Below are 19,993 nucleotides of genomic sequence, written 5' to 3' on the forward strand. Positions count from 1 at the left end.
GCTCGGTAGCGAACTCCGATGGACTCTGTCGATTTTCGTTCGATAACAACTCTTCCCCTGGCGATTCCTCGGGATCGAGAGAGCTGTTGGAGACCGCCCTTTGCTTCGAGTCCGTCGACAAGAACCCTCCCCTGCTCCGAGCTTTACAGAATCTTCATTATCGGCGTTCTGGAATAGGCGGTGAAACCCGTCAGGACTGCTTGACCAGCGCTGCTTCGATATTGATCCTCACCTTGTCGCTGACCAGCACACCGCCGGCCTCCAGTACCGCGTTCCAAGTCAGGCCGAAGTCCTTACGGCTAATCTCGGCTTCGGCCGAGGCGCCTGCGCGTGTGGCGCCGAAAGGGTCCACAGCCACACCAGCGAACTCTACTTCCAGTTCCACTGGCCTGGTTACTCCCTTGATGGTGAGATCACCGGTCAGCGTATAGTCCTCACCGTCGCCTTCTATGGATGTGGCGCGGAATGTTATCTCCGGATATTTCTCCACATCGAAAAAGTCCGGTCCCTTCACGTGAGCGTCGCGGTTGGCGTCACCGGAATCGAAACTGGATGTTTTGACAGTGGCATGCAGCGAAGCGTCGGCCAGAGAGTCCCCAATTCGGGCCTCGGCGGAAGCTTCGAGGAAGCGGCCTCGTACCTTGCTGATGCCTGCGTGCCGGACCGTGAATGCAATCTCACTGTGCGACATGTCAAGAACCCAGACGCCTGAGGTTATTCCGTGTGGCAGAGTCACTTTTGCATCTCCTTAGCAGTGGAAACCGGTCAGGATGACCACCCCCCACACTGCTGCACGCAGGATTTTTTGTCCAGAGACCGAGCCGGCCGGGAGTCACCCGAGTGTCAGTTCAGGAAACGTGATCAGCAGCACAACTCCAGACACAGGGCGTGCTCGATGTAGTTTTCCTCCCCGGCCATGACCCATGCTGAGCCAGGGGTTCGGTCCGGCGTGCTGGCCGCCGTTCGTTCACACATATTTGGCTGCCTCAGTAGAGTATTAGCCGCTTGGAGCCGGGAGTACATACCCCTGATGCTGCTGTCGCCAGTCGGGGGCCGGCTGGGTCTTGAGGAAGCACCCAGGGCGCGGTCTGAATTTTCACCTTCACGAAAGGTGATACTGGTGGGGCCGGCGGCGGCTGGGGGAGATGCACGGGGTCTCGGCCGTAGATCTTCGCCGCCGGCTCCGCTGTCCACGGTACGGCTGCCAGCTGAAGGACGCCCGGGTAACAGGTACTCGATTCCCGCGAATGCGCATACGCATTTAGTAGGCGTACGCCGAAAGGCCGCAGACCTTCCAGCGGACGGCTCGGAAACGGCGTGGACCCGTTCGCGCTCCTTGCTATTCCGGGCAAGCAAAAGGACGCGCCCCGTTCGCTGAGCGCGTCCTTCGCTGCGGACTGGTCAGTCCTTCTTGAAAGCGTCCTTGACCTTCTCGCCGGCCTGCTTCAGATCGCCTTTGGCTTGGTCTGCCTGGCCCTCGGCCCGCAGGCTCTCATCGCCCGTGGCGGCGCCTGCCGCTTCCTTACCCTTGCCGCCGGCCTTCTCTGCGGCGTTTTCAATCTTGTCGCCCAATCCCATGGTGTTTCCTCCTCTGGTTCGGCAGCCGTTCGCATTCGGCTACCAACATGATAAGCATGCTTAGGGTCGGGTTGCCAAGTCTGCATCTGATTCTCGATTAAAGTTGGGAAGGCTAAGCGGCGTGACGCACCTGCCGTAGCACCATGCACTGAATGGAGCAACCACCCGCCTCAGCTGGCATCAACGCCAAGCAAGCCCCAGCTTCGGTCAAAAAACCCTCGCATTCGCCGTGGAAGGGGGGCTTCCCCAGCCACTTCTACTCCTGTGCTTTAGGAGCCGATAATGGTGCTTCCGTCAAGCTGCCGTTAGGCTCCGCGCCGGGCCCTTCGTCATTCCCCTCTTGCAGAATCGCTGAGGGAGAAAGGGACGTGGCAACGGCGGCGTTCTTGCCGCCAAGCCGGTTCCCGATGCATGCACCATCTTCAGGCCGGTGAACGGGCAGGGCTTGCGCGCCCGCTTCACCAGCTTGAAACGGGCGGGCACGGTTGACGAGGGTTAGTTTCTGGCCGCCAGCGCGGTGGCAAGGGTGTCGGCGGAGGTGGTGGTGCTGTTGATTCGCCAGTCGACTTCCTTGTTGTGGTGGAACCAGACGAAGCCGGTGACATCGGCAGTGGTCTCTTGCCTGGCGGTGAGGGATGCCGAGCTGTACGTTACGGTGTACCGCGCCGACGCCGAGACCTTCCCGGTTGCCGCTGTCACCGGAACCGGTGCCGAAACCGTTGGTTCAATGACGACAGGGGCGCGGAAGGAGCCATCGGCCCCGACGGTAAAGGGAACAGCCGCCGACCCGGCAGTCAACATGCCCGAGCTACGCCGGGCAAAACCGGAACCGGTCACCATCACTGAGGCTCCGGCAGGACCTGCAGCAGCACTCAACCTGATCTCCGCCCTGCCGGTGGCTTCGGCCGGCACGGTGATACCCAGCAACACGGCAAGGGAGGTGACCACGCCGGCGTGGATCCCCGGCGTCTTGGTCAAGCCGCGGGCTTGAACGGCATGGACCGCTGGCACCCAGTGATTTTGCCAGAACATTTTGTGAGCGATTCTCCGCCACCGGGCGGAAACGGAGGAGCCGGATTTCGGCACGGATTGGCCGAGATGTCGGCAACACCTGTCGTACCATACGGTGGAGTAACCAGGGAGAGGAACCCCTATGGCCTGCGAAGGCTGCGCCACATCTTCAAAGCTCGACTTCGATTTCAGCATGGCATTCCAACCGATCTATGACGCCGTGGCCAGTCGCGTGTGGGGCTACGAGGCGTTGGTCAGAGGCTTGTCGGGCGAAGGTGCCTCCGAGGTCCTGTCAAAGGTCTCACCGGAACAGAAGTATCGCTTCGACCAGGACTGCCGCGTCAAGGCAATCGAGTTGGCATCGCGTTTGTTTCCTGCCGGGGAGGATTTGAAGCTGTCGATCAACTTCATGCCGAACGCCGTCTACGAACCCGCCGCATGTCTTCGCGCGACGTTACTTGCAGCCAGGCGGTGCAGGTTTCCGACGTCGTCAATCATCTTCGAGTTCACCGAGAATGAGGAAGTCTCGGATACCGGTCACCTTAACGGCATTATCACGGAGTATCGCAAGCATGGTTTCACGACCGCCATCGACGACTTCGGTGCAGGTCACGCAGGGCTGGGGCTCCTCGTCGAATTCCAGCCAGACCTCATCAAGATCGATATGAAGCTCATTCGGGGAATCGATACGAGCCGAGCCCGTCAGGCCGTCGTGGCCGGCATAGTAGGCATCACCAAGGAGCTCGACATCGCCGTGCTCGCGGAAGGTATCGAGACCGAGGCGGAGTTCCTGGCCCTCAAGGCGGCCGGCATCCGCTTGTTCCAGGGATATTGGTTCGCGAAGCCTGCTTTCGAGGAGCTACCACAGATTCGGCAGCTCCTCGCCGAAAACCGGACACCCGGCACTGCAACCGGCTCACCTCGCCCAGAAACATCTTAATTCCCAACCACAGGAAATCTCCGCGCTATTCCACTGGCTGCCACCGGGCGCGCTGTTCCCATTTCACCCCTGTCCACCCCACCCAAACCCACCTGAGGAAGATTGCGGCAGAAAACAAGCCTTCGCACCACTGCCCCGCCTGCTATACAGAGCCGACAATAAATTTTCTGCAAGGCTGGCCGGCTTGGTGCTCTGATTCCTGATCTCGTTGCGGTTGGTTATGTTCCAACTGGGATGTCGCATTCGATGCCAGCCTTTTATGGGTGCGGGTATGATCGCGAAAGCACACAACGGTCTGGGGGTTCGTAATGACAGGAGCAGCGGGACGACTGGCTTTCAGCAATGACATCGGCCGCGACTTTGAGCTGATGGAGTACGGGCTTGACCCGTCCTTGGACTCACCAGTGCTACCCAACGCGGCCGTGATGAATGCATTGCAGAATCTGGTCAGGGTGGCCAGCCAGTTGTGCGGTGCTCCGTTCGGCGTTGTTAATATCATCAGTGCCGGGCATCAGCACCAGATCGGGGCCTGGGGAGTAGACCCTGGGGTGTGCTCCCGCGAGGATTCAATGTGCGCCAAAGTCTTCCTGTCCCAGGAAAAAACCGTAGTTTCAGACGCTTCCCGGGACCCCCGTTTCGCGGACAGCCCCTTTGTTACCGGTGAGATCGGCAGGGTGCGTTTCTACGCCTCAGTTCCGCTGGAAACGTCCTCCGGGTTCGTGCCGGGAACCTTGTGTGTCTTCTCCGAGGCTGTCCAGGAACTGAGCCCCGCGCAAGTGGACATGCTGGAGGTCCTCGGCAGGCAGGTCGTTGAGCTGTTGGAGCTCCAGCACCGGACAGCCCAGCTCGACCGGGCATACGCTGAGCTGGAGGAGAGCAACGCCCGGCTCGCGGGTTTCGCCGGCCGTGTCAGCCATGATCTACGTTCCCCGTTGACCACAATGCTGGGCTACCTCGAAATGCTGCAGGACGACCCCCGGATCCAGGCTGTTCCCGGTGCGGCCCAGGACCTGGACATGATCGACGCGTCAGGGCGCCGTATGCTCGCGACGCTCGAAGACGTCCTGAGCTACTCCCGCGTCGGCGGCGGCATCCGTCCCGAGTACGTATCTGTCCGGCATGCTGCCACCGAAGTGATGCTGGACCTGGGCATAAACGACCAGAACATGGTGGAAGTACAGGATTTGACGATCTACGCCGACCCGGGTCAGCTGCGCACGCTGTTGCAAAACCTGCTCTGCAACGCGATGAACTACCGCAGCCCCCACCGGGATCTTCACATCAGCATCAGCGGAGTCTCCAACTACCACGGCTCCACCGTTTTGGTCGCCGACAACGGCAAGGGCATCCCCGCGGAGGACCGGGCGAAAGTCCTGGAACCACTGGTGCGGCTCCACCGTGAAGGCGACGGTGCCGGCACAGGCCTGGGCCTGGCCACTTGCTGCAGCATCGCCAAAGCCCACGGCGGCGACCTCCTCCTTTCAGACACCCCGGGTGGCGGAACCACCGTTGCCGTCAGCTTTCCAGCTGGCTGAATCGCTTTAGGGCCATTTGGAGGGGCCCAACCACCCCCAAATCTGCGGCGACCAGCCCTCTGCGAATCCGGCGTTCCCCAGAATTGAGGGCAAAAGGAAAACCCATGTCAGTGACACGGGCTTTCCTTTTTGCGGGCTTCAGTTAGACGCGCGATCTGCCTTGGATGAAGTGAACGATCAATACGATCACGGCGACGACCAGAAGGATGTGGATGAGGCCGCCGCCGATGTTGGTAAGCAGGCCGAGTAACCAGAGCACGGCGATTGCGATGGCTATCCAAAGCAACATGACTTATCTCCTTCGTTCCTCTGCGGATGGAATACTGCGCCCCGCCCGCACTTCTTATGGTTCGCTCATCCTACGTCTGTGGCTGCCCGAAGAGATGGATAAAAACTCAGAGTTCCTCGACGGGTCCGTTGGTGCATGGGATTCTGGTTTCGGGCAATAAAGGAGCAGCGAGGCTCGTCTGTCTTATGCTCCGGGGCATGTCATGGGCGCCACTTTGAGAATGAGGTAAAGACATGAATACCGCTGCTGCAATCACCGTTAAGGCCATTCGTGTGGCCGAACTGGTGCCCGAAGGTCAGCCTCTGCCGGTCTACGTGCACGTCATTGACCACCCCGACGCGCGGGTGCTCGTCGATACCGGCCTGACTCAGCTTCACCCGGCGGTGGCCGATATGGATCCCCGCCTTTACCCGCTGAAGGAGCAGGGCTTCGACATTCAAAGTGTCGACATCGTCGTCAACACGCACCTGCACTTTGACCACTGCGGAGGCAATCACCTTTTCGCCGGCAAGCCCACCTACGTCCAGCGCCAGGAACTTGATGACGCCAGGAACCAGGTCCACTACACCATCCCTGAATGGGTGGATCCACCCGGGGTGCGCTACGTTCCGGTTGACGGCGAACTCGACCTGCTTCCCGGGCTGAGACTCCTTCCGGCACCAGGGCACACCCGAGGCTCACAGATCGTTGTCATCGCCGGCGACAAGGGCCCCACCATCATCGCCGGAGATACGGCCGTCTTTTTCAATGAACTGGATAACCCGCACACAGAGGGCCAGCAACTGGTGCGCGCCCTGAACCCCGAAAAGGTTTGGCTCACGCACGCGCCGGCGCCATGGACGCCGACGAAGCGCCCGCTTTAAGCACAGGAGTAGACGTAGCTACATCTGTCGCATGGCAGGTCAGAGGCCTGTGCTGCACGAATTGGTGGAATCGAACAGCTCCCCCCAAGTAAGTACGGGCCTTCGTCCTGTCATTGTTTCTTTGCCGCCCGCAGCGCACCCAGCCCCGAAATCAGCGCCTCGAGTCCCAGCTCGAACGCCACATCCGCCGGGCGCACCAAGGCCCGGCCGGAGGAGGCGCTCCGCACCGCAGCCGTGAAGTGGGGCGTCGACTCCGCCATGGACCCGGAATCGAAGATGTCCTCCGGCGCCGTCACGTCGTACGCCGAGCCGAAGATGAACGACTCCAACGCCACGATCGAGGACACAATCCGCTCCTGCGGGAATCCGGCGTCGAGGAAGCCCTTGCTCACTGTCTCGTACATCGCCAGCGTCTGCGGCGCATCGGTAACCGGCAGCACGGCAATGACCGGAATCAGGGGCGTGTGCTCGGCGAAGACGTTCCGGTAGCTCCACGCCCAGCTGCGCACGGCGTCCTCCCAGGGCGCCGCGCTAAAGTCAGACACATCCACCAGCGAGGTGAGGTGGTCCTCCACCAGGAGCAGGACGTCGCGTTTCGAGGCCACATGGTTGTAGAGGGCCGACGGCGCCACGTCCAGTTCCTTGGCCAGGCCCGCCATCGTCAAGCCATCGTAGCCCTTGCGGTTGATCAGCTCCAGAGCGGCAGTGGTGATTCCGGCCTTATCCAGCAGTGCGGCCGACGGCCGCCCCGCCCGCCTCCTCGAGGTTCCGGTTCCGGCGGCATCACCGTTTCCGGCGGCGGCCCCCGCGGAGCGTCCCTGTACGGCTGGTACTGCCGGCATCACTGGCCTTTCTCTGGTGGTCTCCAGCATTATTCCACCCGGCACTTCCGGTCCCGGCGTCAAGCAGCTATAGTTCTAATAAATGAATGGCATTCATTTAGTGCTTCCCGTCACATGGGGGAGCCGAGAGAGGACATCATGCTGAACCTGAACCGCGACGTTGTGGTCGTCGGAGCCGGGCCCTCGGGGCTCACCGCAGCCCGCGAACTCAAGAAGGCCGGCCTCACGGTCGCCGTGCTCGAAGCCCGCGACCGCGTGGGCGGCCGCACCTGGACCGACACCGTGGACGGCGCCGTGCTGGAGATCGGCGGCCAGTGGGTCTCGCCGGACCAAACCGTCCTCCTGGACCTCCTCCAGGAACTGAAGCTGCAGACCTACCCGCGCTACCGCGACGGCGAATCGATGTACATCGGCAAGGACGGCATTCCGGTCCGCTATACCGGCGACACCTTCCCCGTGGATGCGGACACGGAAGCCGAGATGAACAAACTCATCGCCCTGCTGGACGGCCTCGCCGCGGAGATCGGCCCCACCGAACCGTGGGCCCACCCGAAGGCACGTGAACTGGACACCATCTCGTTCCACCACTGGCTGCGGCAGCACTCCACGAACGAGGAAGCCTGCAACAACATCGGCCTCTTCATTGCCGGCGGAATGCTCACCAAGCCTGCCCACGCCTTCTCCGCGCTGCAGGCCGTCCTGATGGCGGCCTCCGCAGGCTCCTTCACCCACCTCACCGACGAGGACTTCATCCTGGACCGCCGCGTGGTGGGCGGCATGCAGCAGGTTTCCCTGCTGCTCGCGCAGGAGCTGGGGGCCGACGTCGTCCTTAACTCCCCGGTTCGCACCATCAACTGGGAGCCGGACACTGACGGCGGGCACCGCGTCACTGTCCAATCTGAGCGGGCCACCGTCAACGCCCGGTTTGTGATCATGGCCGTCCCGCCCAACCTCTACTCGCGCGTCTCCTTCAACCCGCCGCTGCCGCGCCGCCAGCACCAGATGCACCAGCACCAGTCGCTCGGCCTGGTCATCAAGGTCCACGCGGTCTACAGCCGGCCGTTCTGGCGGAACTCCGGCCTCTCCGGGACGTGCTTCGGCGCAGGTTCCCTGGTCCAGGAGGTCTACGACAACACCAACTTCGGCGATACCCGTGGCACCCTGGTGGGCTTCATTTCCGATGAAAAGGCCGACGCCGTCTTCGAGCTGAGTGCCGATGACCGCAAGCGCGCCGTCCTGGAGTCCATCGCCGGGTTCCTCGGCGCCGAAGCCCTGGAGCCGGAGGTCTACTACGAGTCCGACTGGGGCTCGGAGGAATGGACCCGGGGCGCCTACGCCTCCAGCTACGACCTCGGCGGCCTTCATCGCTACGGCAAGGACCAGCACGTCCCAGTGGGCCCCATCTACTGGTCCTCCTCGGACCTCGCCGCCGAAGGCTACCAGCACGTGGACGGCGCCATCCGGATGGGCCTGCGCACCGCCGCCAGCATCTGCGAAGCGGCGAAGGTCGCCGTCCCGGCCTAGCCGGGGCAGTGCGCCGGGTAGATTCTAAGCATGCTTACCAATAGGCTGGGCGGTGGGGAGCGTCCCCGCATGCAGACGAACGAGGTGAGACATGACTGACACCGGGAGCATCAGCAAGGTTACGGACATCATCAACCATTCCCACATCGGAATGATGTCCACCATCAACGAAGAAGGCGCGCTCGTCAGCCGGCCGCTGGCCGTCCAGGAGGTGAAGGACGACGGCGACATGTGGTTCTTCACCGGGCTCGGCACCTCACAGGTCGCCCATGTCCGGGCCGACCCGCGCGTGAACGTCTCCTTTGGCAAGAACACCGAGTGGGTTTCCGTCGCCGGCACCGCCGAGGTAGTGACGGACCGGGAAACGATCCGCGAAAAGTGGAACCAGGCCGTAGAAGCATGGTTCCCGGACGGGCCGGACACCCCGGAGGTGTGCCTGCTCCGCGTTGACTCCGACTCCGCCGAATACTGGACCAGCCCGGGCGGGACCGCCGCGACGGTCCTCCAGTGGGTCAAGTCCAAGGTCACCCACAGCCGGATGAGCGTGGGCGAAAGCGGCACCGTAGAGCTGTAGGAAACCTACGAACCGGTCAGGGCGCCGAGGACGGCGGGCAGCAGCACGTTGTCCCGGCCCCAGGCCGGGTCCAGGATCTCCACATACCAGGAGTCGGCCAGCAGCAGGGCCAGTGATTCGTTGGTCTCATCGGCCCAGTCCCGGATCTGCTCCTCCGTCACGGGGTTCTCGCTGGAGCCCAGGACGGTCACAACTTCGCCGCCGTCCACCGTCACGGGGATGGCGGCGTTGCTGGATTCGCCCGGCGCGTGGGCCACAGTCACCAGCTCGGTCCGGGTGGACAGTGCCAGGAGTTCGGCGGCGACTTCGGCACTGCAGAACGCGGTGACGTATTCGCGCTGCACGATGTCAGCGGACCGCAGCCCGGGCTGGGACTCCTTCGTGAACAATCCGTTCCGGTTCAGGGCAGCGAGCTCCACAGCGATAGGTGCGGTCTCGGCGTCGTACGTTGCCGTGAACGTGGCAGGCTGGAACTCGCTCTGCCCTTCCAGCCAGCGCGCCGTCAGCTCGCCCGCGGCGGCAATCGTGGTGGCCTGGCGCCAGGCGCCCCGGTCCTCCAGCCGCCTGCCGAACTGATCACGGTCTTCCGTTTCTTGAGGCTCCATCCTCGGATGCTACGGCGCCCCGGCGCCGGACTCCAGCGACGGCGACACAGCAGTTAACGCGCGAAGCAACAGTCAGTGCCCGCGGACGGGGATCCCCACCGCCTTTTCCGCAGCGGCGAGGGCACGGCCAAAGCGGTCGACGGCGGGCGGGTACCCCTGGTGCCGTGCAGCCCGCAGCTGCTCGGCCTCCCGCATGGCCTTGATCACCTCAGCGGTCTGGGGCAGCCGGACGTCGGTCATGGCCGGGTAGTCGATGCAGTACGCCGGATCCAGCTCGTACCGCCGCCAGCGTTCGAGCAGCATGGTGTGCTCAGCCTGCGCCGCAGTATAGAGGGGCGCGTACTCGCGGCGTTGGCGCCGTTTGGACAGCCAGGCCGCCAGCCGCGGGCTGCCGCGGTAGGCGGCGACACCCGATGCCACGGCAGCTCCCGTGAGGAAAAGCCCGGCCCAGGCAGAGGAAAGAGTGGAGATCAGCAGGGCGGGCAGGGCCACCGCCGAGCCCATAAAGAGGTCCCAGAACAGCTGGTCCGGGCGTTCCGGGTCCGCGTCCGGCCCGGCCAGCGCCCGCCGCCGGACCTGGAACACGGTGGCGGCAACACTCACCACCAGCACTGATCCGCACAGCAGAAGGACCCACGCCCCCTGGAACAGGGATTCTGCGATGGCTGCCACCTTGCACCTCCACGTCCACAGGCCCGGAGACCAAGCGCCGGGCTGGTCCTTCCATTGGATCGCCTTCCCGGGCGCCGGTCAATGGGGCCGCCCGCCTGGGAAGCAGCGGTGCAGGAGGGGCGAACGTCAGGCTAGGCGCGGGCGCGCTTGGCTTCCTTCTTCGCAGCTTCTTCCTTCACTCGCTGGGCCTCGGCCCGGACAGCGGCGTGGGTGGTGCGTTCGGTGACCAGCCACTGCGGGGGAGCCTGCAGCAGCGCGGTGATGTCCGCCGTCGTGAGGGCGTCCTCGACCCCGCCGCGGGCCAGGCCGCTGATGGAGATGTTGAGCTTCTGCGCCACCACCGGGCGGGGGTGAGGCCCGTTGCGGCGGAGCTCGGCGAGCCACTCCGGCGGGTTGGCCTGGAGCTCAGCGAACTCCTCGCGCGTGATGGTTGAATCCTGGAACTCCTGCGGTGTTGCGGGCAGGTAGATGCCAAGTTTCTTGGCAACGGTGGCCGGCTTCATGGACTGGGAGTTTGCAGAGGTCATGCTTCAAGGGTATCCGGGCGGACGGTACTGTGAAGACGTGCCCACCGACAACACCCCCCAGCCAGACGCCGCTCCAACGGGCTCTGCCGAGCCGGCCGAACCGGACGCCCCCCGCGTCCTCCGCATCGCCTACGTGGCGGGAGTGACGCCTGGCAAGTGGATCCGCCGGTGGGAGGAGCGGGTGCAGCACGTTCCCCTTCAGGCGTTTATGTCCGACGACGGCGCGCAGGTCCAGGTGCTGCGTGACGGTTCCGCAGACCTCAGCTTCGTCCGCCTCCCCGTGGAGCGCGAGGGCCTCAGCGTGATTCCGCTCTATGAGGAGCAGCCCGTGGTGGTTGCTCCCAAGGGCCACGAGATTTCGGTGTTCGAGGAAGTGGCGTACGCCGACCTGGAAGAGGAATCATTCCTGGACGTGACCGCGCTCGGCGGTCCGGAGGCCGCCTTGCAGGTGGTGGCCACCGGCGCCGGGCTGGTGATCCTGCCGATGTCCGTGGCCCGGCACTTCAATGTCAAGGACACGGTGGCCAGGCGGCTGTCCGGGGCACCCACTACCGGGATCGCCGTTGCATGGCCTTCAAATTCCACGGACGAGGTGATCGAGGAGTTCATCGGGATCGTGCGCGGCCGGACGGCCCAAAGCTCCCGGCAGCCGTCCGCCCAGCCCGTCAAGGTCAAGAAGGACCCCAAGCCGGACCGGCGCGGCACCGGAGCGAAGAAGGCTCCCAAGGTTGCCCAGCGCTACGCCCCCAATCCGGACAAGGGCCGCGGCAAGGGTTCCCGGAAAAAGGGCAAGCGCTAGCACTGCCCGCGCTCTGAACGAGGCGAGGGCACACGAAGGCCGGCTCCTTGCGGAGCCGGCCTTCCCGTACCTAAGAGTGCTTAGGTGTTTTGGACGTGGTCTTTGGCGTCGGTGGCGCGGTCTTTGACGTCGGTGACGGCGTCCTGGCCTTCGGCTTTGACGTTTTGGGCGGCGTCGGTGGCGGTGGCTTTGACGTTTTCCACTGGCTTAGGTGTTTTGGACGTGGTCTTTGGCGTCGGTGGCGCGGTCTTTGACGTCGGTGACGGCGTCCTGGCCTTCGGCTTTGACGTTTTGGGCGGCGTCGGTGGCGGTGGCTTTGACGTTTTCCACTGCTTCCTGGGCCGGTTCCTTCAGGTCCTGGGCCACGGTTTTGGCGGCGTCGGTGACTTGGCTGACGAGGGGTTCGGCGGCGGTTTTGAGTTGCTGGGCCGCTTCGCGTTCCTTCGCGCTCGGGGGGATCAGGGACGAGATGAGCATCCCGGCGCCGAACGCGATCAGGCCGGCGGCCAGGGGGTTGCCCTGGGCTTTGGCTTTGACCTGGTCCGGGGTGTGGCTGATCGCGGTGCCGGCGTCGGAGAGTTTGGTGGCGACGTTGTCTTTGGCGTCGTGCAGGGTCTCGCCGGTGCTGTGCAGGGCGTTGGTGGTGTGCCCCGCGCCGGTGTGGGCCGCGTTGTGGGCGGTGCTGCTGGCGGTGTCTGCTGCTCCCATGATTTTCTCCTTCACCCCGACAACGGCGTCTTTTACCTTGTCGGTCTGGCGGTGGACGATGTTGGACGGGGTGACTTTGTCTGCCACGGCGTCCACGTTGGTGCCCAGGCGGGCGCGGGTGGCTTCTATGTCGGCGCGGATTGCGTCCGGGTTTTCGCTCATCGGTTTACCTCACCTGGTTTGAGGGTTGGGGGAATTTCGGAGAGTGTTTCGCCTGTCTGGGGCAGGCCTTTGATTTGTTTGAGTTCCTTGCGGCCGATCGAGGCCAGGACCGCGGCGATGATGCCCCAGATTACGGCGACGATCACTGCGGCCCAGCCCAGCGGCATCAGCGCGCCGAGGGCGAACATCAGGGCCAGGGACAGGAAGATCAGGACGAAGTGCCCGGCGACGCCGGCTCCGGCGAGCATGCCGGAGCCTTTGCCTGCCCTGGTGGCGGATTGTTTCAGTTCGGCCTTGGCGAGCTCCACTTCCTGGCGCATCAGGGTGGACAGGTCCCGGGTGACATCACCCAGCAACTCACCCAGCGACGCGTTGTCCGCCTTCACATGCGCCTCACTCGGCGGCATCTCCGGAATCTGGCTGCTCACAGCTGGCGTCCCTCCGTTGACCGGTACGTGCCGTCAGCTGCGTGGTAGCTTCCGTTCTCATCCCGGTAGGGGTCGTCTTCGAACCGCAGGGGGCTGTCCNCGCCGGGCACCGCTCCTATCTCACCCCAACGCTTAGGTGAACCATGTCTGTAACAAACGCTCCCGGCAGCGCCCCGGCGCGAAGCGCCGGCCGACCTCCGAGCATGGGCGGTAACTTCTCCGCCTGGTCAAACCGGCACCGCAAATGGCTGTTTGCCGCCCCTGCGATGATCTTCGTCGGGGTCCTGATTGTCTTCCCGCTGGCTTGGACCCTGTACCTGAGTCTGACCGATTCGCAGGGGTCCGTCCGCGCGGCCACGGAGTTCATCGGCCTTGAGAACTACCTCACCGTCCTCACCGACACCGAGCGGTTCTGGCCAGCAGTGGGCCGCACGCTCTCGTTCACCGGCGTTGCGCTGGTCTGTGAAGTGGTACTCGGAATGTGCGTCGCCCTGCTGCTGTGGCGGCCCTTCCGCGGCGAAAAGTGGGTCCGGGTGGCCATCCTGCTCCCGCTGGTGGCCACCCCCGTGGCCGTCGGCATGATGTGGCGGCTGATCTTCGATCCGAACATCGGCTTCGCCAACCAGTTGCTCGGGATGGTCGGCATTCCGGCCCAGCCCTGGCTCTCCGGGCAGGACACCGCGCTCGGTACCACCATCTTCATGGACGTGTGGCAGTGGACCCCCATGGTGGTGCTGATCCTGCTCGCCGGCCTGACATCACTTTCGGACGAACCTGACGAGGCGGCGCGGGTTGACGGCGCCAACTCCTTCCAGCGCTTCTTCTACATCACCCTGCCGCTCATGATGCCCACCGTCATTGTTGCCATCCTGCTCCGGGGCATCGACGCCCTCAAAACCTTCGACATCCTGTACGCCACCAAGGGCAAGGGCGGCGGGTCCTTCCACGAAGTGGAGACCCTGAACGTTTACGCGTACGGCCTGAGCTTCGACTACAACCAGTACGGGCTGTCCTCAGCGGTGCTGATCCTGTTCTTTATGATCATCATCGGCTCCATGTGGCTGCTGACCATGCGCAAGAAAGCGGTAAGCAAATGACCGTCGCGACCCCCAACCAGACCTCCGCCGCCACACCCCAGGTGATCCGCCGCCGTCGTAAGCCCCTGCCCACACGCCTCTACAAGGTATTCCGTGTTGTGGCGCTCATCGTCGTGGTGCTCTTCCTTATCGCCCCGCTGTTCTGGATGCTCCTTGCCTCCTTCAAGACCAACGTGGACATCTACGACACCGGCAAGGCCCTGTTTTTCAGCCCCACCGGGGAGAACTACGCGAACGTCCTGCAGCGGAACAACTACTTCGTCTTCATCTTCAACAGCTTCTGGGTGGCCTTCGTGTCCACCGCGCTCTCGATCGTCCTGGGTGTTCCGGCCGCCTACGCCATGAGCCGGTTCACCATGCACCGCTCAGCGCTGGTGGTCCTCATGGCCCGCGTCATCCCGGGCGTTTCCCTGCTGGTGCCCTGGTACTACGTGTTCTCGAATCTGCGGATGGTGGGCAAGTTCGAGGTGCTGATCCTCAGCCACATGTTCGTGGCACTGCCGCTGATCGTCTACATCATGATGAGCTACTTCGATTCGCTGCCGCTGGAGCTGGAAGAATCCGCCCAGGTGGACGGACTCACCCCCATCGGCGCGTTCCGCCTCATCACGCTGCCGCTCGCGGTCTCCGGAATCGCCACCGCCGGCATCCTGTCGTTCATCTTCTCCTGGAACAACTTCATGTTTGCCCTGGTGCTCTCAGGCTCCAATACCAAGACGCTGCCCGTGGCCATCTTCGACTTTGTCTCCTACGCCAGCATCGACTGGGGTGGTCTCATGGCCGCGGCCACCGTAGTGACCATCCCGATCATGATCATTGCGCTTTTCACGCAGAAATACATCGTGTCCGGCCTCACCGCCGGCGCCACCAAGGGCTAGGCATTAGATGACACTCATCAGCAGGATAGAAACCTTCCTCGTCGCCCCGCGCTGGCTCTTTGTCCGCATCGAGACGGACAGCGGGATCGTCGGGTGGGGCGAAGCGACGTGCGAGGGCCGCAGCGAGACGGTCCGCACCGCCGTCGACCAACTATCGGAACTGCTGATCGGCAACGACGCGCTCCGGATCGAAGACCACTGGCAGGTGATGACCAAGGGCTCCTTCTACCGCGGCGGCCCCATCCTGGCCAGCGCGGTGTCCGGCCTGGACCAGGCGTTGTGGGACATCGCGGGCAAGCACTTCAACACTCCGGTGCACCAGCTGCTGGGCGGCCACGTCCGGGACCGGATCCGGATGTACGGCTGGGTGGGCGGCGACGAACCGAACGAGGTCGCTGACCAGATAAGCGCCCAGCTGGAGGTTGGCCTGACGGCCGTCAAAATGAACGCGAGCGGCCGGATGAGCCCCATCGCCTCCGTGGCAGAGCTCGACGGCGTGGTAAGCCGGGTGGCCGCCGCCCGCGAAGTCCTGGGCGAACACCGGGACGTTGCGGTGGACTTCCATGGGCGCTTCAGCCTCGCCAACGCCCGGCGCGTGGCCCCCTTGCTGGAACCGTACCGGCCGTTCTTCCTCGAAGAACCAGTGGTCCCGGAAAACACGCACCTGCTGCGGGAATTCACCTCGTCCACCACCACGCCGGTCTCCAGCGGCGAGCGGCTCTACAGCCGGCAGGAATTCCTTCCTGCGCTGCAGGCCGGCATCGCCGTGGCCCAGCCGGACCTCTCCCATGCCGGCGGCATCACGGAGGTGCGCAAGATCGCCTCACTGGCCGAGATCTATGAGGTGCAGCTCGCGCCGCACTGCCCGCTGGGGCCGCTGGCGCTGGCCGCGTGCCTGCAGGTTGGCTTCGCGACGCCCAACTTCCTCATCCAGGAACAAAGCATCGGTATCCACTACAACCAGGGCGCCGAGGTCCTGGACTACGTGGTGGACAAGAGGCCGCTGAAGTTTGTGGACGGGCACATCGAACGGCTCACCGGCCCGGGCCTGGGCATCGAGATTGATGAAGCCGTGGTCCGTGCCGCAGACAAGCGCGGGCACACGTGGCGCGGTCCCGTCTGGCGCCAGCCGGATGGCGCCTTCGCCGAATGGTGACGGCCTGGGCGCCGGGCATGGAGATGGACACCCCCTAATAAGGAGAAACCCTTGGAGAACACCCTGGCCCCGGAGGCGCTGCTCGCCGGCGTCCGTCACAGCCGGCTCGTAGCGATCGTGCGCGGAAATGACGGCGCCGCTGCCGCGCAGGCCGCGCTGGCGGCCATGGAGGAAGGCTTCGCCTACGTCGAAATTGCCCTCACCACCCCGGACGCCCTCGAGGCCATCACCTCAGTGCGCGCAGCTGCCCCCGCCGGATCCTTTGTCGGCGCAGGCACGGTACTGGGCAAGCAGGATGTGGACGACGTGGCCGCCGCGGGCGGCCAGTTCATCGTGACCCCGTCACTCGCGCCGTCCATCGAGGCAGCCGCCGGGCGCGGCATCCCCGTCCTCGCCGGGGCACTGACCCCGAGCGAGGCCTTCGAAGCCATGAACCGCGGCGCCACGGCCGTGAAGCTTTTTCCGGCCTCCATCGGCGGGCCGGGCTACCTCAAGGCCGTGCGCGACCCGTTCCCTGACATTCCCTTCATCGCCGTGGGTGGCGTGGGCCTCGACGAGGCTGCCGGATATTGGGCGGCCGGTGCGATCGCCGTCGGACTTGGTGGACCACTGTTCGGCGACGCCGCATCCGGGGGTGACCTTGCTCCCATGCGCGAACGCGCGCGCAAATTTGTTGCCTTGGCGGGGGAATACAGCGGCCGGCCCGCGGGGAACCTGCGGTGACTGCCGCCGTCGGACTTCCTGCAGTGGACCTCCTGACCTTCGGCGAGTCCATGGTCTCGCTGCGCTCTGCGGGACCGCTCTCTGCAGGTGGTGCGCTGACGATGCATGTGGCCGGCGCCGAGTCCAACGTGGCCGTGGGTGTCACCCGGCTCGGGCACACGGTCAGCTGGGCCGGTGTGGTGGGGGCGGACCCGCACGGCGAGTTCATCCTCCGCCAGCTCCGGGCCGAGGGTGTGCAGTTACACCAGCGCGAGGACCCGTCCCGCCGGACCGGGGTGATGTTCCTCGAACAGCGCACTGCGGACCTCACCCGGGCCTTCTACTACCGTTCCGGCTCCGCAGGATCGACGCTCCGCCGGGAGGACGTGGACCGCGCCCTGCAACCCGGCGCCCGCATCCTCCATCTGACCGGTATCACGCCGGCGCTCAGTGCCGAGTCCCGGAAAGCGGTGGAGTACGCCGCAGAGCGTGCCACCGCCGCGGGCATCACGGTATCCCTTGACGTCAACTACCGCAGCAAGCTCTGGTCGCGGGAAGAAGCGCGGGAAGCGCTCGTGCCCCTCGTCCCGCATGCCACCATCATCATTGCGTCCGACGACGAACTTGGCCTGGTAGCCGCCTCACCGGCCGCTGGGCGGGACAGCGATGCGCTGGAAACAGCGGCGGCTGCCGAACTGCTGGGGCGCGGCGTGCGCGAGGTAGTGGTGAAGCGCGGAGCTGCCGGCGCCGGCGTCCACACCACAGATGGCCGGTGGGAAGCCCCCGCCGTGCCCGTCACCAGCATCGACACCGTCGGCGCCGGTGACGCCTTCACCGCCGGCTACCTTTCGGCGTTGCTCGACGGCGAGGACGTGGCCGGCCGCCTGCAGCGCGGCGCCCTGCTGGGTGCTTTTGCCGTGAGCACGGCAGGGGACTGGGAGGGCCTGCCCGCACGGGCGGAACTTGCCCTGCTCGGGACCACGCCGGGTGGAACCACCCAGCGCTGACCCGTGCCCAGGGGCGGGTGTTACCGGACGGGGTCACGGATTCGCCTTGGGCTGCCGCCAGGTGCCACCATAATTGGATGCTTGAGGCAACAAACTCCCCGAACACCACCGAAGAAACGCCCGTTAACCCGGCCCTGGCCGCGGAAAGCAAGATCGCGCGCGTTGCGGTGACGGTGTTTCCGATCCTGGTGGTGGTTGCCGGCGTCGTGGGGTTCCTGGCGCCCGGCGCCTTCAAACCGCTGGCACCCACCGTTCCCTACCTGCTGGGGATCATTATGTTCTGCATGGGCCTCACGCTGACCCCGCCGGACTTCGCCGCCGTCGCAAAGCGTCCCTGGGCCGTGGCCTTGGGAATCGTGGCGCACTACATCATCATGCCCGGCGCGGGCTGGCTGATCGCCGCCGCCCTCAACCTGGAGCCGGAACTGGCCGTCGGCCTGATCCTGGTGGGCTGCGCGCCGTCCGGCACCGCCTCCAACGTGATGGCCTTCCTGGCCAAGGGGGACGTGGCCCTTTCGGTGGCGGTCGCCTCCGTCTCCACGCTCATCGCCCCGATCGTCACCCCGCTGCTGGTCCTGTTCCTCGCAGGCTCCTACCTCCAGATCGACGCCGCGGGCATGGTCCTGGACATCGCCAAGACGGTCCTCCTGCCGGTGGTCGCCGGCCTGCTGGCCCGCCTGTTCCTCAAGAAGCTCGTCGCGAAGGTGCTGCCGGCGCTTCCCTGGGCCTCCGCCGTCGTGATTTCCCTGATTGTGGCCATTGTGGTGGCCGGCAGTGCGGGGAAGATCGTTGCGGCGGGCGCCATTGTGTTCCTGGCGGTTGTGCTGCACAACGGCTTCGGACTGGGCCTGGGTTACCTTGCGGGCAAGATCGGCCGGCTGGACAGCAAGGCGCGCCGGGCCCTGGCGTTCGAGGTGGGCATGCAGAACTCCGGGCTCGCGGCGACGCTGGCCACCACCCACTTCAGCCCGCTGGCTGCCCTGCCGTCGGCCGTGTTCTCGCTGTGGCACAACATTTCCGGGGCCATCGTGGCTGCCTGGCTGGCACGCCGGCCGCTCGGGGACACCAAGCCCTGACCGGCCAACACGCGTCCCCGAAGCCGTTTCATTCAGTGAAACCGGCCATGCGGAGCGGACTCCCTGTGCGCGAAAGTTGAGTCGTGACGCGGTCCACACTGGTGGCCCGGCGCATGAACGAAACGGCGCGGTAAGACATGGAGTCAAGGATGACGGCAGGACGGGTCCTGAAGGGCGTCGAGTTTGCCCACCCGGAGGGCTCAGCGCCGCTGCTGCTTGACCTGTACCTCCCCGTCGCCCCGCAGTCCGAAGCCCTGCCCGCGGTGGTCCACTTCCACGGCGGCGGCTGGCGCGTCGGCGGACGCTCTTCCCTCGGCCCGCAGGTGGACTCCCTGGGACTGAGCCCGATCGAGCGCCTGGTGGACGCCGGGTTTGTGGTGGCTTCCGCCGACTACCGGCTAAGTTCCGCAGCGCTCTTCCCGGCCCAGCTGCTGGACGCCAAGGCTGCCGTCCGCTGGCTCCGGGCGCATGCCGCGGACTACAACGTGGACCCGGACAGGATCTACGCGTGGGGTGATTCCGCCGGCGGCCACCTTGCCAGCCTGGTGGGGCTGACCGCCGGATCCAAGGCCGGCGCGGGTCGTGATGTGGGCGACACGGTTGCCGCCGTCGCGGCCTGGTACCCGCCCACTGACCTCCTGCGGATGGGCGGACAACGCCTCCCGAACGCCGCCGCCGGCGCCGACGATCCCGGCTCCCGCGAGGCGCTCCTCCTCGGGGCCCAGCCGGCCGACGCTCCGGACAAGGCAGCCGCCGCCAGCCCCCTCACCTATGCGGGCAACCCCGCCCCGCCCTTTTTCCTGGCCCACGGCACCGCGGACCGCTTCGTCCCGCCGGCCCAGTCCACCTCGCTGGCCGCGGCGCTGGAAGCCGCGGGCACCGACGTCGAACTCCTGCTCATTGAAGGCGCGGACCACATGTGGCAACTGCCCGGACAGGACCCTGCCGCCGCAGTACAGGCCGCCGACGCCACCATCGACTTTTTCCGCCGCCAGGCACACAAACCCTGATCTGAAAGGC

General features: G+C 65.1%; 24 protein-coding genes. 13 read left to right on the plus strand and 11 right to left on the minus strand.

All coding sequences use genetic code 11. The features are described from left to right. Window positions 1-190 precede the first annotated feature (190 nt). From BACI348_RS01565 to BACI348_RS01575, 3 genes are all read right to left on the minus strand, one after another. Window positions 191-736 (minus strand): YceI family protein, encoded by a 546-nt coding sequence (locus BACI348_RS01565; RefSeq protein ID WP_159823644.1) that lies wholly within the window; start codon window positions 734-736, stop codon window positions 191-193. A gap of 665 nt (window positions 737-1,401) precedes the next feature. Further along, entirely contained in the window at window positions 1,402-1,578 is a 177-nt protein-coding gene (locus tag BACI348_RS01570; protein ID WP_159823645.1) for a CsbD family protein, read from the minus strand. A gap of 495 nt (window positions 1,579-2,073) precedes the next feature. Beyond that, on the minus strand, window positions 2,074-2,589 hold the full coding sequence (locus BACI348_RS01575) for a hypothetical protein (protein WP_201298354.1): 516 nt from the start codon (window positions 2,587-2,589) through the stop codon (window positions 2,074-2,076). Between the two features lie 142 nt (window positions 2,590-2,731). On the opposite strand from BACI348_RS01575, the gene BACI348_RS01580 reads away from it, so the two are divergent. Beyond that, window positions 2,732-3,529, plus strand: a complete 798-nt coding sequence (locus tag BACI348_RS01580; protein ID WP_159823646.1) for an EAL domain-containing protein — start codon at window positions 2,732-2,734, stop codon at window positions 3,527-3,529. Between the two features lie 308 nt (window positions 3,530-3,837). After that, window positions 3,838-5,064: a GAF domain-containing sensor histidine kinase gene (locus BACI348_RS01585; RefSeq protein WP_159823647.1), complete on the plus strand. Its 1,227-nt coding sequence runs from the start codon at window positions 3,838-3,840 to the stop codon at window positions 5,062-5,064. Window positions 5,065-5,206: 142 nt separating this feature from the next. Here BACI348_RS01585 and BACI348_RS01590 read toward each other — a convergent pair whose 3' ends face one another. Beyond that, a complete protein-coding gene (locus tag BACI348_RS01590) occupies window positions 5,207-5,353 on the minus strand; it encodes a lmo0937 family membrane protein (RefSeq protein ID WP_159823648.1) in 147 nt (48 codons plus the stop codon). Between the two features lie 233 nt (window positions 5,354-5,586). On the opposite strand from BACI348_RS01590, the gene BACI348_RS01595 reads away from it, so the two are divergent. Beyond that, a complete protein-coding gene (locus tag BACI348_RS01595) occupies window positions 5,587-6,216 on the plus strand; it encodes an MBL fold metallo-hydrolase (protein WP_159823649.1) in 630 nt (209 codons plus the stop codon). Window positions 6,217-6,326: 110 nt separating this feature from the next. Here BACI348_RS01595 and BACI348_RS01600 read toward each other — a convergent pair whose 3' ends face one another. Further along, entirely contained in the window at window positions 6,327-7,058 is a 732-nt protein-coding gene (locus BACI348_RS01600; protein ID WP_236557343.1) for a TetR/AcrR family transcriptional regulator, read from the minus strand. 138 nt (window positions 7,059-7,196) lie between these two features. On the opposite strand from BACI348_RS01600, the gene BACI348_RS01605 reads away from it, so the two are divergent. Both BACI348_RS01605 and BACI348_RS01610 read left to right on the plus strand, forming a co-directional pair. Continuing rightward, window positions 7,197-8,582, plus strand: coding sequence for a flavin monoamine oxidase family protein (locus BACI348_RS01605; protein WP_159823651.1), 1,386 nt, complete (start codon window positions 7,197-7,199; stop codon window positions 8,580-8,582). Window positions 8,583-8,673: 91 nt separating this feature from the next. Further along, window positions 8,674-9,156, plus strand: coding sequence for a pyridoxamine 5'-phosphate oxidase family protein (locus BACI348_RS01610; protein WP_159823652.1), 483 nt, complete (start codon window positions 8,674-8,676; stop codon window positions 9,154-9,156). Window positions 9,157-9,161: 5 nt separating this feature from the next. On the opposite strand, the gene BACI348_RS01615 is transcribed toward BACI348_RS01610, so the two are convergent. From BACI348_RS01615 to BACI348_RS01625, 3 genes are all read right to left on the minus strand, one after another. After that, window positions 9,162-9,761, minus strand: a complete 600-nt coding sequence (locus BACI348_RS01615; RefSeq protein WP_159823653.1) for a DUF6919 domain-containing protein — start codon at window positions 9,759-9,761, stop codon at window positions 9,162-9,164. Between the two features lie 72 nt (window positions 9,762-9,833). Beyond that, the gene (locus BACI348_RS01620) at window positions 9,834-10,433 is read right to left on the minus strand and encodes a hypothetical protein (protein ID WP_159823654.1); all 600 of its coding nucleotides are present in this window, start codon (window positions 10,431-10,433) and stop codon (window positions 9,834-9,836) included. 131 nt (window positions 10,434-10,564) lie between these two features. After that, window positions 10,565-10,960, minus strand: coding sequence for a DUF5997 family protein (locus tag BACI348_RS01625; RefSeq protein ID WP_159823655.1), 396 nt, complete (start codon window positions 10,958-10,960; stop codon window positions 10,565-10,567). On the opposite strand from BACI348_RS01625, the gene BACI348_RS01630 reads away from it, so the two are divergent. Further along, a complete protein-coding gene (locus tag BACI348_RS01630; protein WP_236557345.1) occupies window positions 10,923-11,759 on the plus strand; it encodes a LysR substrate-binding domain-containing protein in 837 nt (278 codons plus the stop codon). The genes BACI348_RS01625 and BACI348_RS01630 overlap by 38 nt on opposite strands. 80 nt (window positions 11,760-11,839) lie before the next feature. Here BACI348_RS01630 and BACI348_RS20875 read toward each other — a convergent pair whose 3' ends face one another. The 3 genes from BACI348_RS20875 to BACI348_RS01640 are packed head-to-tail and all read right to left on the minus strand — an operon-like array spanning window position 11,840 to window position 13,036. Next, window positions 11,840-11,962 (minus strand): hypothetical protein, encoded by a 123-nt coding sequence (locus tag BACI348_RS20875; protein ID WP_268892324.1) that lies wholly within the window; start codon window positions 11,960-11,962, stop codon window positions 11,840-11,842. Window positions 11,963-11,966: 4 nt separating this feature from the next. Beyond that, complete coding sequence (locus BACI348_RS01635) at window positions 11,967-12,629, minus strand: DUF3618 domain-containing protein (protein WP_159823656.1); 663 nt, start codon at window positions 12,627-12,629, stop codon at window positions 11,967-11,969. Continuing rightward, the gene (locus BACI348_RS01640; RefSeq protein ID WP_159829687.1) at window positions 12,626-13,036 is read right to left on the minus strand and encodes a phage holin family protein; all 411 of its coding nucleotides are present in this window, start codon (window positions 13,034-13,036) and stop codon (window positions 12,626-12,628) included. Before BACI348_RS01640 ends, BACI348_RS01635 begins: the two co-directional genes overlap by 4 nt. A gap of 224 nt (window positions 13,037-13,260) precedes the next feature. On the opposite strand from BACI348_RS01640, the gene BACI348_RS01645 reads away from it, so the two are divergent. The 7 genes from BACI348_RS01645 to BACI348_RS01675 all read left to right on the plus strand — a co-directional run bounded on the left by BACI348_RS01645 (window position 13,261) and on the right by BACI348_RS01675 (window position 19,983). After that, window positions 13,261-14,154 carry a carbohydrate ABC transporter permease gene (locus BACI348_RS01645; protein ID WP_236557346.1) on the plus strand — a complete coding sequence of 298 codons (894 nt, stop codon included), beginning with the start codon at window positions 13,261-13,263 and terminating at the stop codon, window positions 14,152-14,154. Beyond that, entirely contained in the window at window positions 14,151-15,032 is an 882-nt protein-coding gene (locus BACI348_RS01650) for a carbohydrate ABC transporter permease (protein ID WP_159823657.1), read from the plus strand. The genes BACI348_RS01645 and BACI348_RS01650 overlap by 4 nt, the downstream gene beginning before the upstream one ends. A gap of 7 nt (window positions 15,033-15,039) precedes the next feature. Continuing rightward, complete coding sequence (gene dgoD / locus BACI348_RS01655; protein ID WP_159823658.1) at window positions 15,040-16,188, plus strand: galactonate dehydratase; 1,149 nt, start codon at window positions 15,040-15,042, stop codon at window positions 16,186-16,188. Window positions 16,189-16,239: 51 nt separating this feature from the next. Continuing rightward, window positions 16,240-16,911 carry a bifunctional 4-hydroxy-2-oxoglutarate aldolase/2-dehydro-3-deoxy-phosphogluconate aldolase gene (locus BACI348_RS01660; protein ID WP_159823659.1) on the plus strand — a complete coding sequence of 224 codons (672 nt, stop codon included), beginning with the start codon at window positions 16,240-16,242 and terminating at the stop codon, window positions 16,909-16,911. Continuing rightward, window positions 16,908-17,897: a sugar kinase gene (locus BACI348_RS01665; protein ID WP_236557348.1), complete on the plus strand. Its 990-nt coding sequence runs from the start codon at window positions 16,908-16,910 to the stop codon at window positions 17,895-17,897. The genes BACI348_RS01660 and BACI348_RS01665 overlap by 4 nt, the downstream gene beginning before the upstream one ends. Window positions 17,898-17,974: 77 nt before the next feature. Next, window positions 17,975-18,973 (plus strand): bile acid:sodium symporter family protein, encoded by a 999-nt coding sequence (locus tag BACI348_RS01670; RefSeq protein ID WP_159823660.1) that lies wholly within the window; start codon window positions 17,975-17,977, stop codon window positions 18,971-18,973. A 149-nt stretch (window positions 18,974-19,122) separates the two neighbouring features. Further along, entirely contained in the window at window positions 19,123-19,983 is an 861-nt protein-coding gene (locus BACI348_RS01675; protein WP_159823661.1) for an alpha/beta hydrolase, read from the plus strand. Window positions 19,984-19,993 lie beyond the last annotated feature (10 nt).

It is taken from the genome of Arthrobacter sp. 9AX (assembly GCF_902506095.1).
GTDB lineage: Bacteria > Actinomycetota > Actinomycetes > Actinomycetales > Micrococcaceae > Arthrobacter.

Coding starts and splice junctions, on each gene's coding strand:
- BACI348_RS01570 (WP_159823645.1), bottom strand. CDS start 1,578: ATGGGATTGGGCGACAAGATTGAAAACGCCGCAGAGAAGGCCGGCGGC.
- BACI348_RS01580 (WP_159823646.1), top strand. CDS start 2,732: ATGGCCTGCGAAGGCTGCGCCACATCTTCAAAGCTCGACTTCGATTTC.
- BACI348_RS01585 (WP_159823647.1), top strand. CDS start 3,838: ATGACAGGAGCAGCGGGACGACTGGCTTTCAGCAATGACATCGGCCGC.
- BACI348_RS01590 (WP_159823648.1), bottom strand. CDS start 5,353: ATGTTGCTTTGGATAGCCATCGCAATCGCCGTGCTCTGGTTACTCGGC.
- BACI348_RS01595 (WP_159823649.1), top strand. CDS start 5,587: ATGAATACCGCTGCTGCAATCACCGTTAAGGCCATTCGTGTGGCCGAA.
- BACI348_RS01600 (WP_236557343.1), bottom strand. CDS start 7,058: ATGCCGGCAGTACCAGCCGTACAGGGACGCTCCGCGGGGGCCGCCGCC.
- BACI348_RS01605 (WP_159823651.1), top strand. CDS start 7,197: ATGCTGAACCTGAACCGCGACGTTGTGGTCGTCGGAGCCGGGCCCTCG.
- BACI348_RS01610 (WP_159823652.1), top strand. CDS start 8,674: ATGACTGACACCGGGAGCATCAGCAAGGTTACGGACATCATCAACCAT.
- BACI348_RS01615 (WP_159823653.1), bottom strand. CDS start 9,761: ATGGAGCCTCAAGAAACGGAAGACCGTGATCAGTTCGGCAGGCGGCTG.
- BACI348_RS01625 (WP_159823655.1), bottom strand. CDS start 10,960: ATGACCTCTGCAAACTCCCAGTCCATGAAGCCGGCCACCGTTGCCAAG.
- BACI348_RS01635 (WP_159823656.1), bottom strand. CDS start 12,629: ATGAGCGAAAACCCGGACGCAATCCGCGCCGACATAGAAGCCACCCGC.
- BACI348_RS01640 (WP_159829687.1), bottom strand. CDS start 13,036: ATGCCGCCGAGTGAGGCGCATGTGAAGGCGGACAACGCGTCGCTGGGT.
- BACI348_RS01645 (WP_236557346.1), top strand. CDS start 13,261: ATGGGCGGTAACTTCTCCGCCTGGTCAAACCGGCACCGCAAATGGCTG.
- BACI348_RS01650 (WP_159823657.1), top strand. CDS start 14,151: ATGACCGTCGCGACCCCCAACCAGACCTCCGCCGCCACACCCCAGGTG.
- dgoD (WP_159823658.1), top strand. CDS start 15,040: ATGACACTCATCAGCAGGATAGAAACCTTCCTCGTCGCCCCGCGCTGG.
- BACI348_RS01670 (WP_159823660.1), top strand. CDS start 17,975: ATGCTTGAGGCAACAAACTCCCCGAACACCACCGAAGAAACGCCCGTT.
- BACI348_RS01675 (WP_159823661.1), top strand. CDS start 19,123: ATGACGGCAGGACGGGTCCTGAAGGGCGTCGAGTTTGCCCACCCGGAG.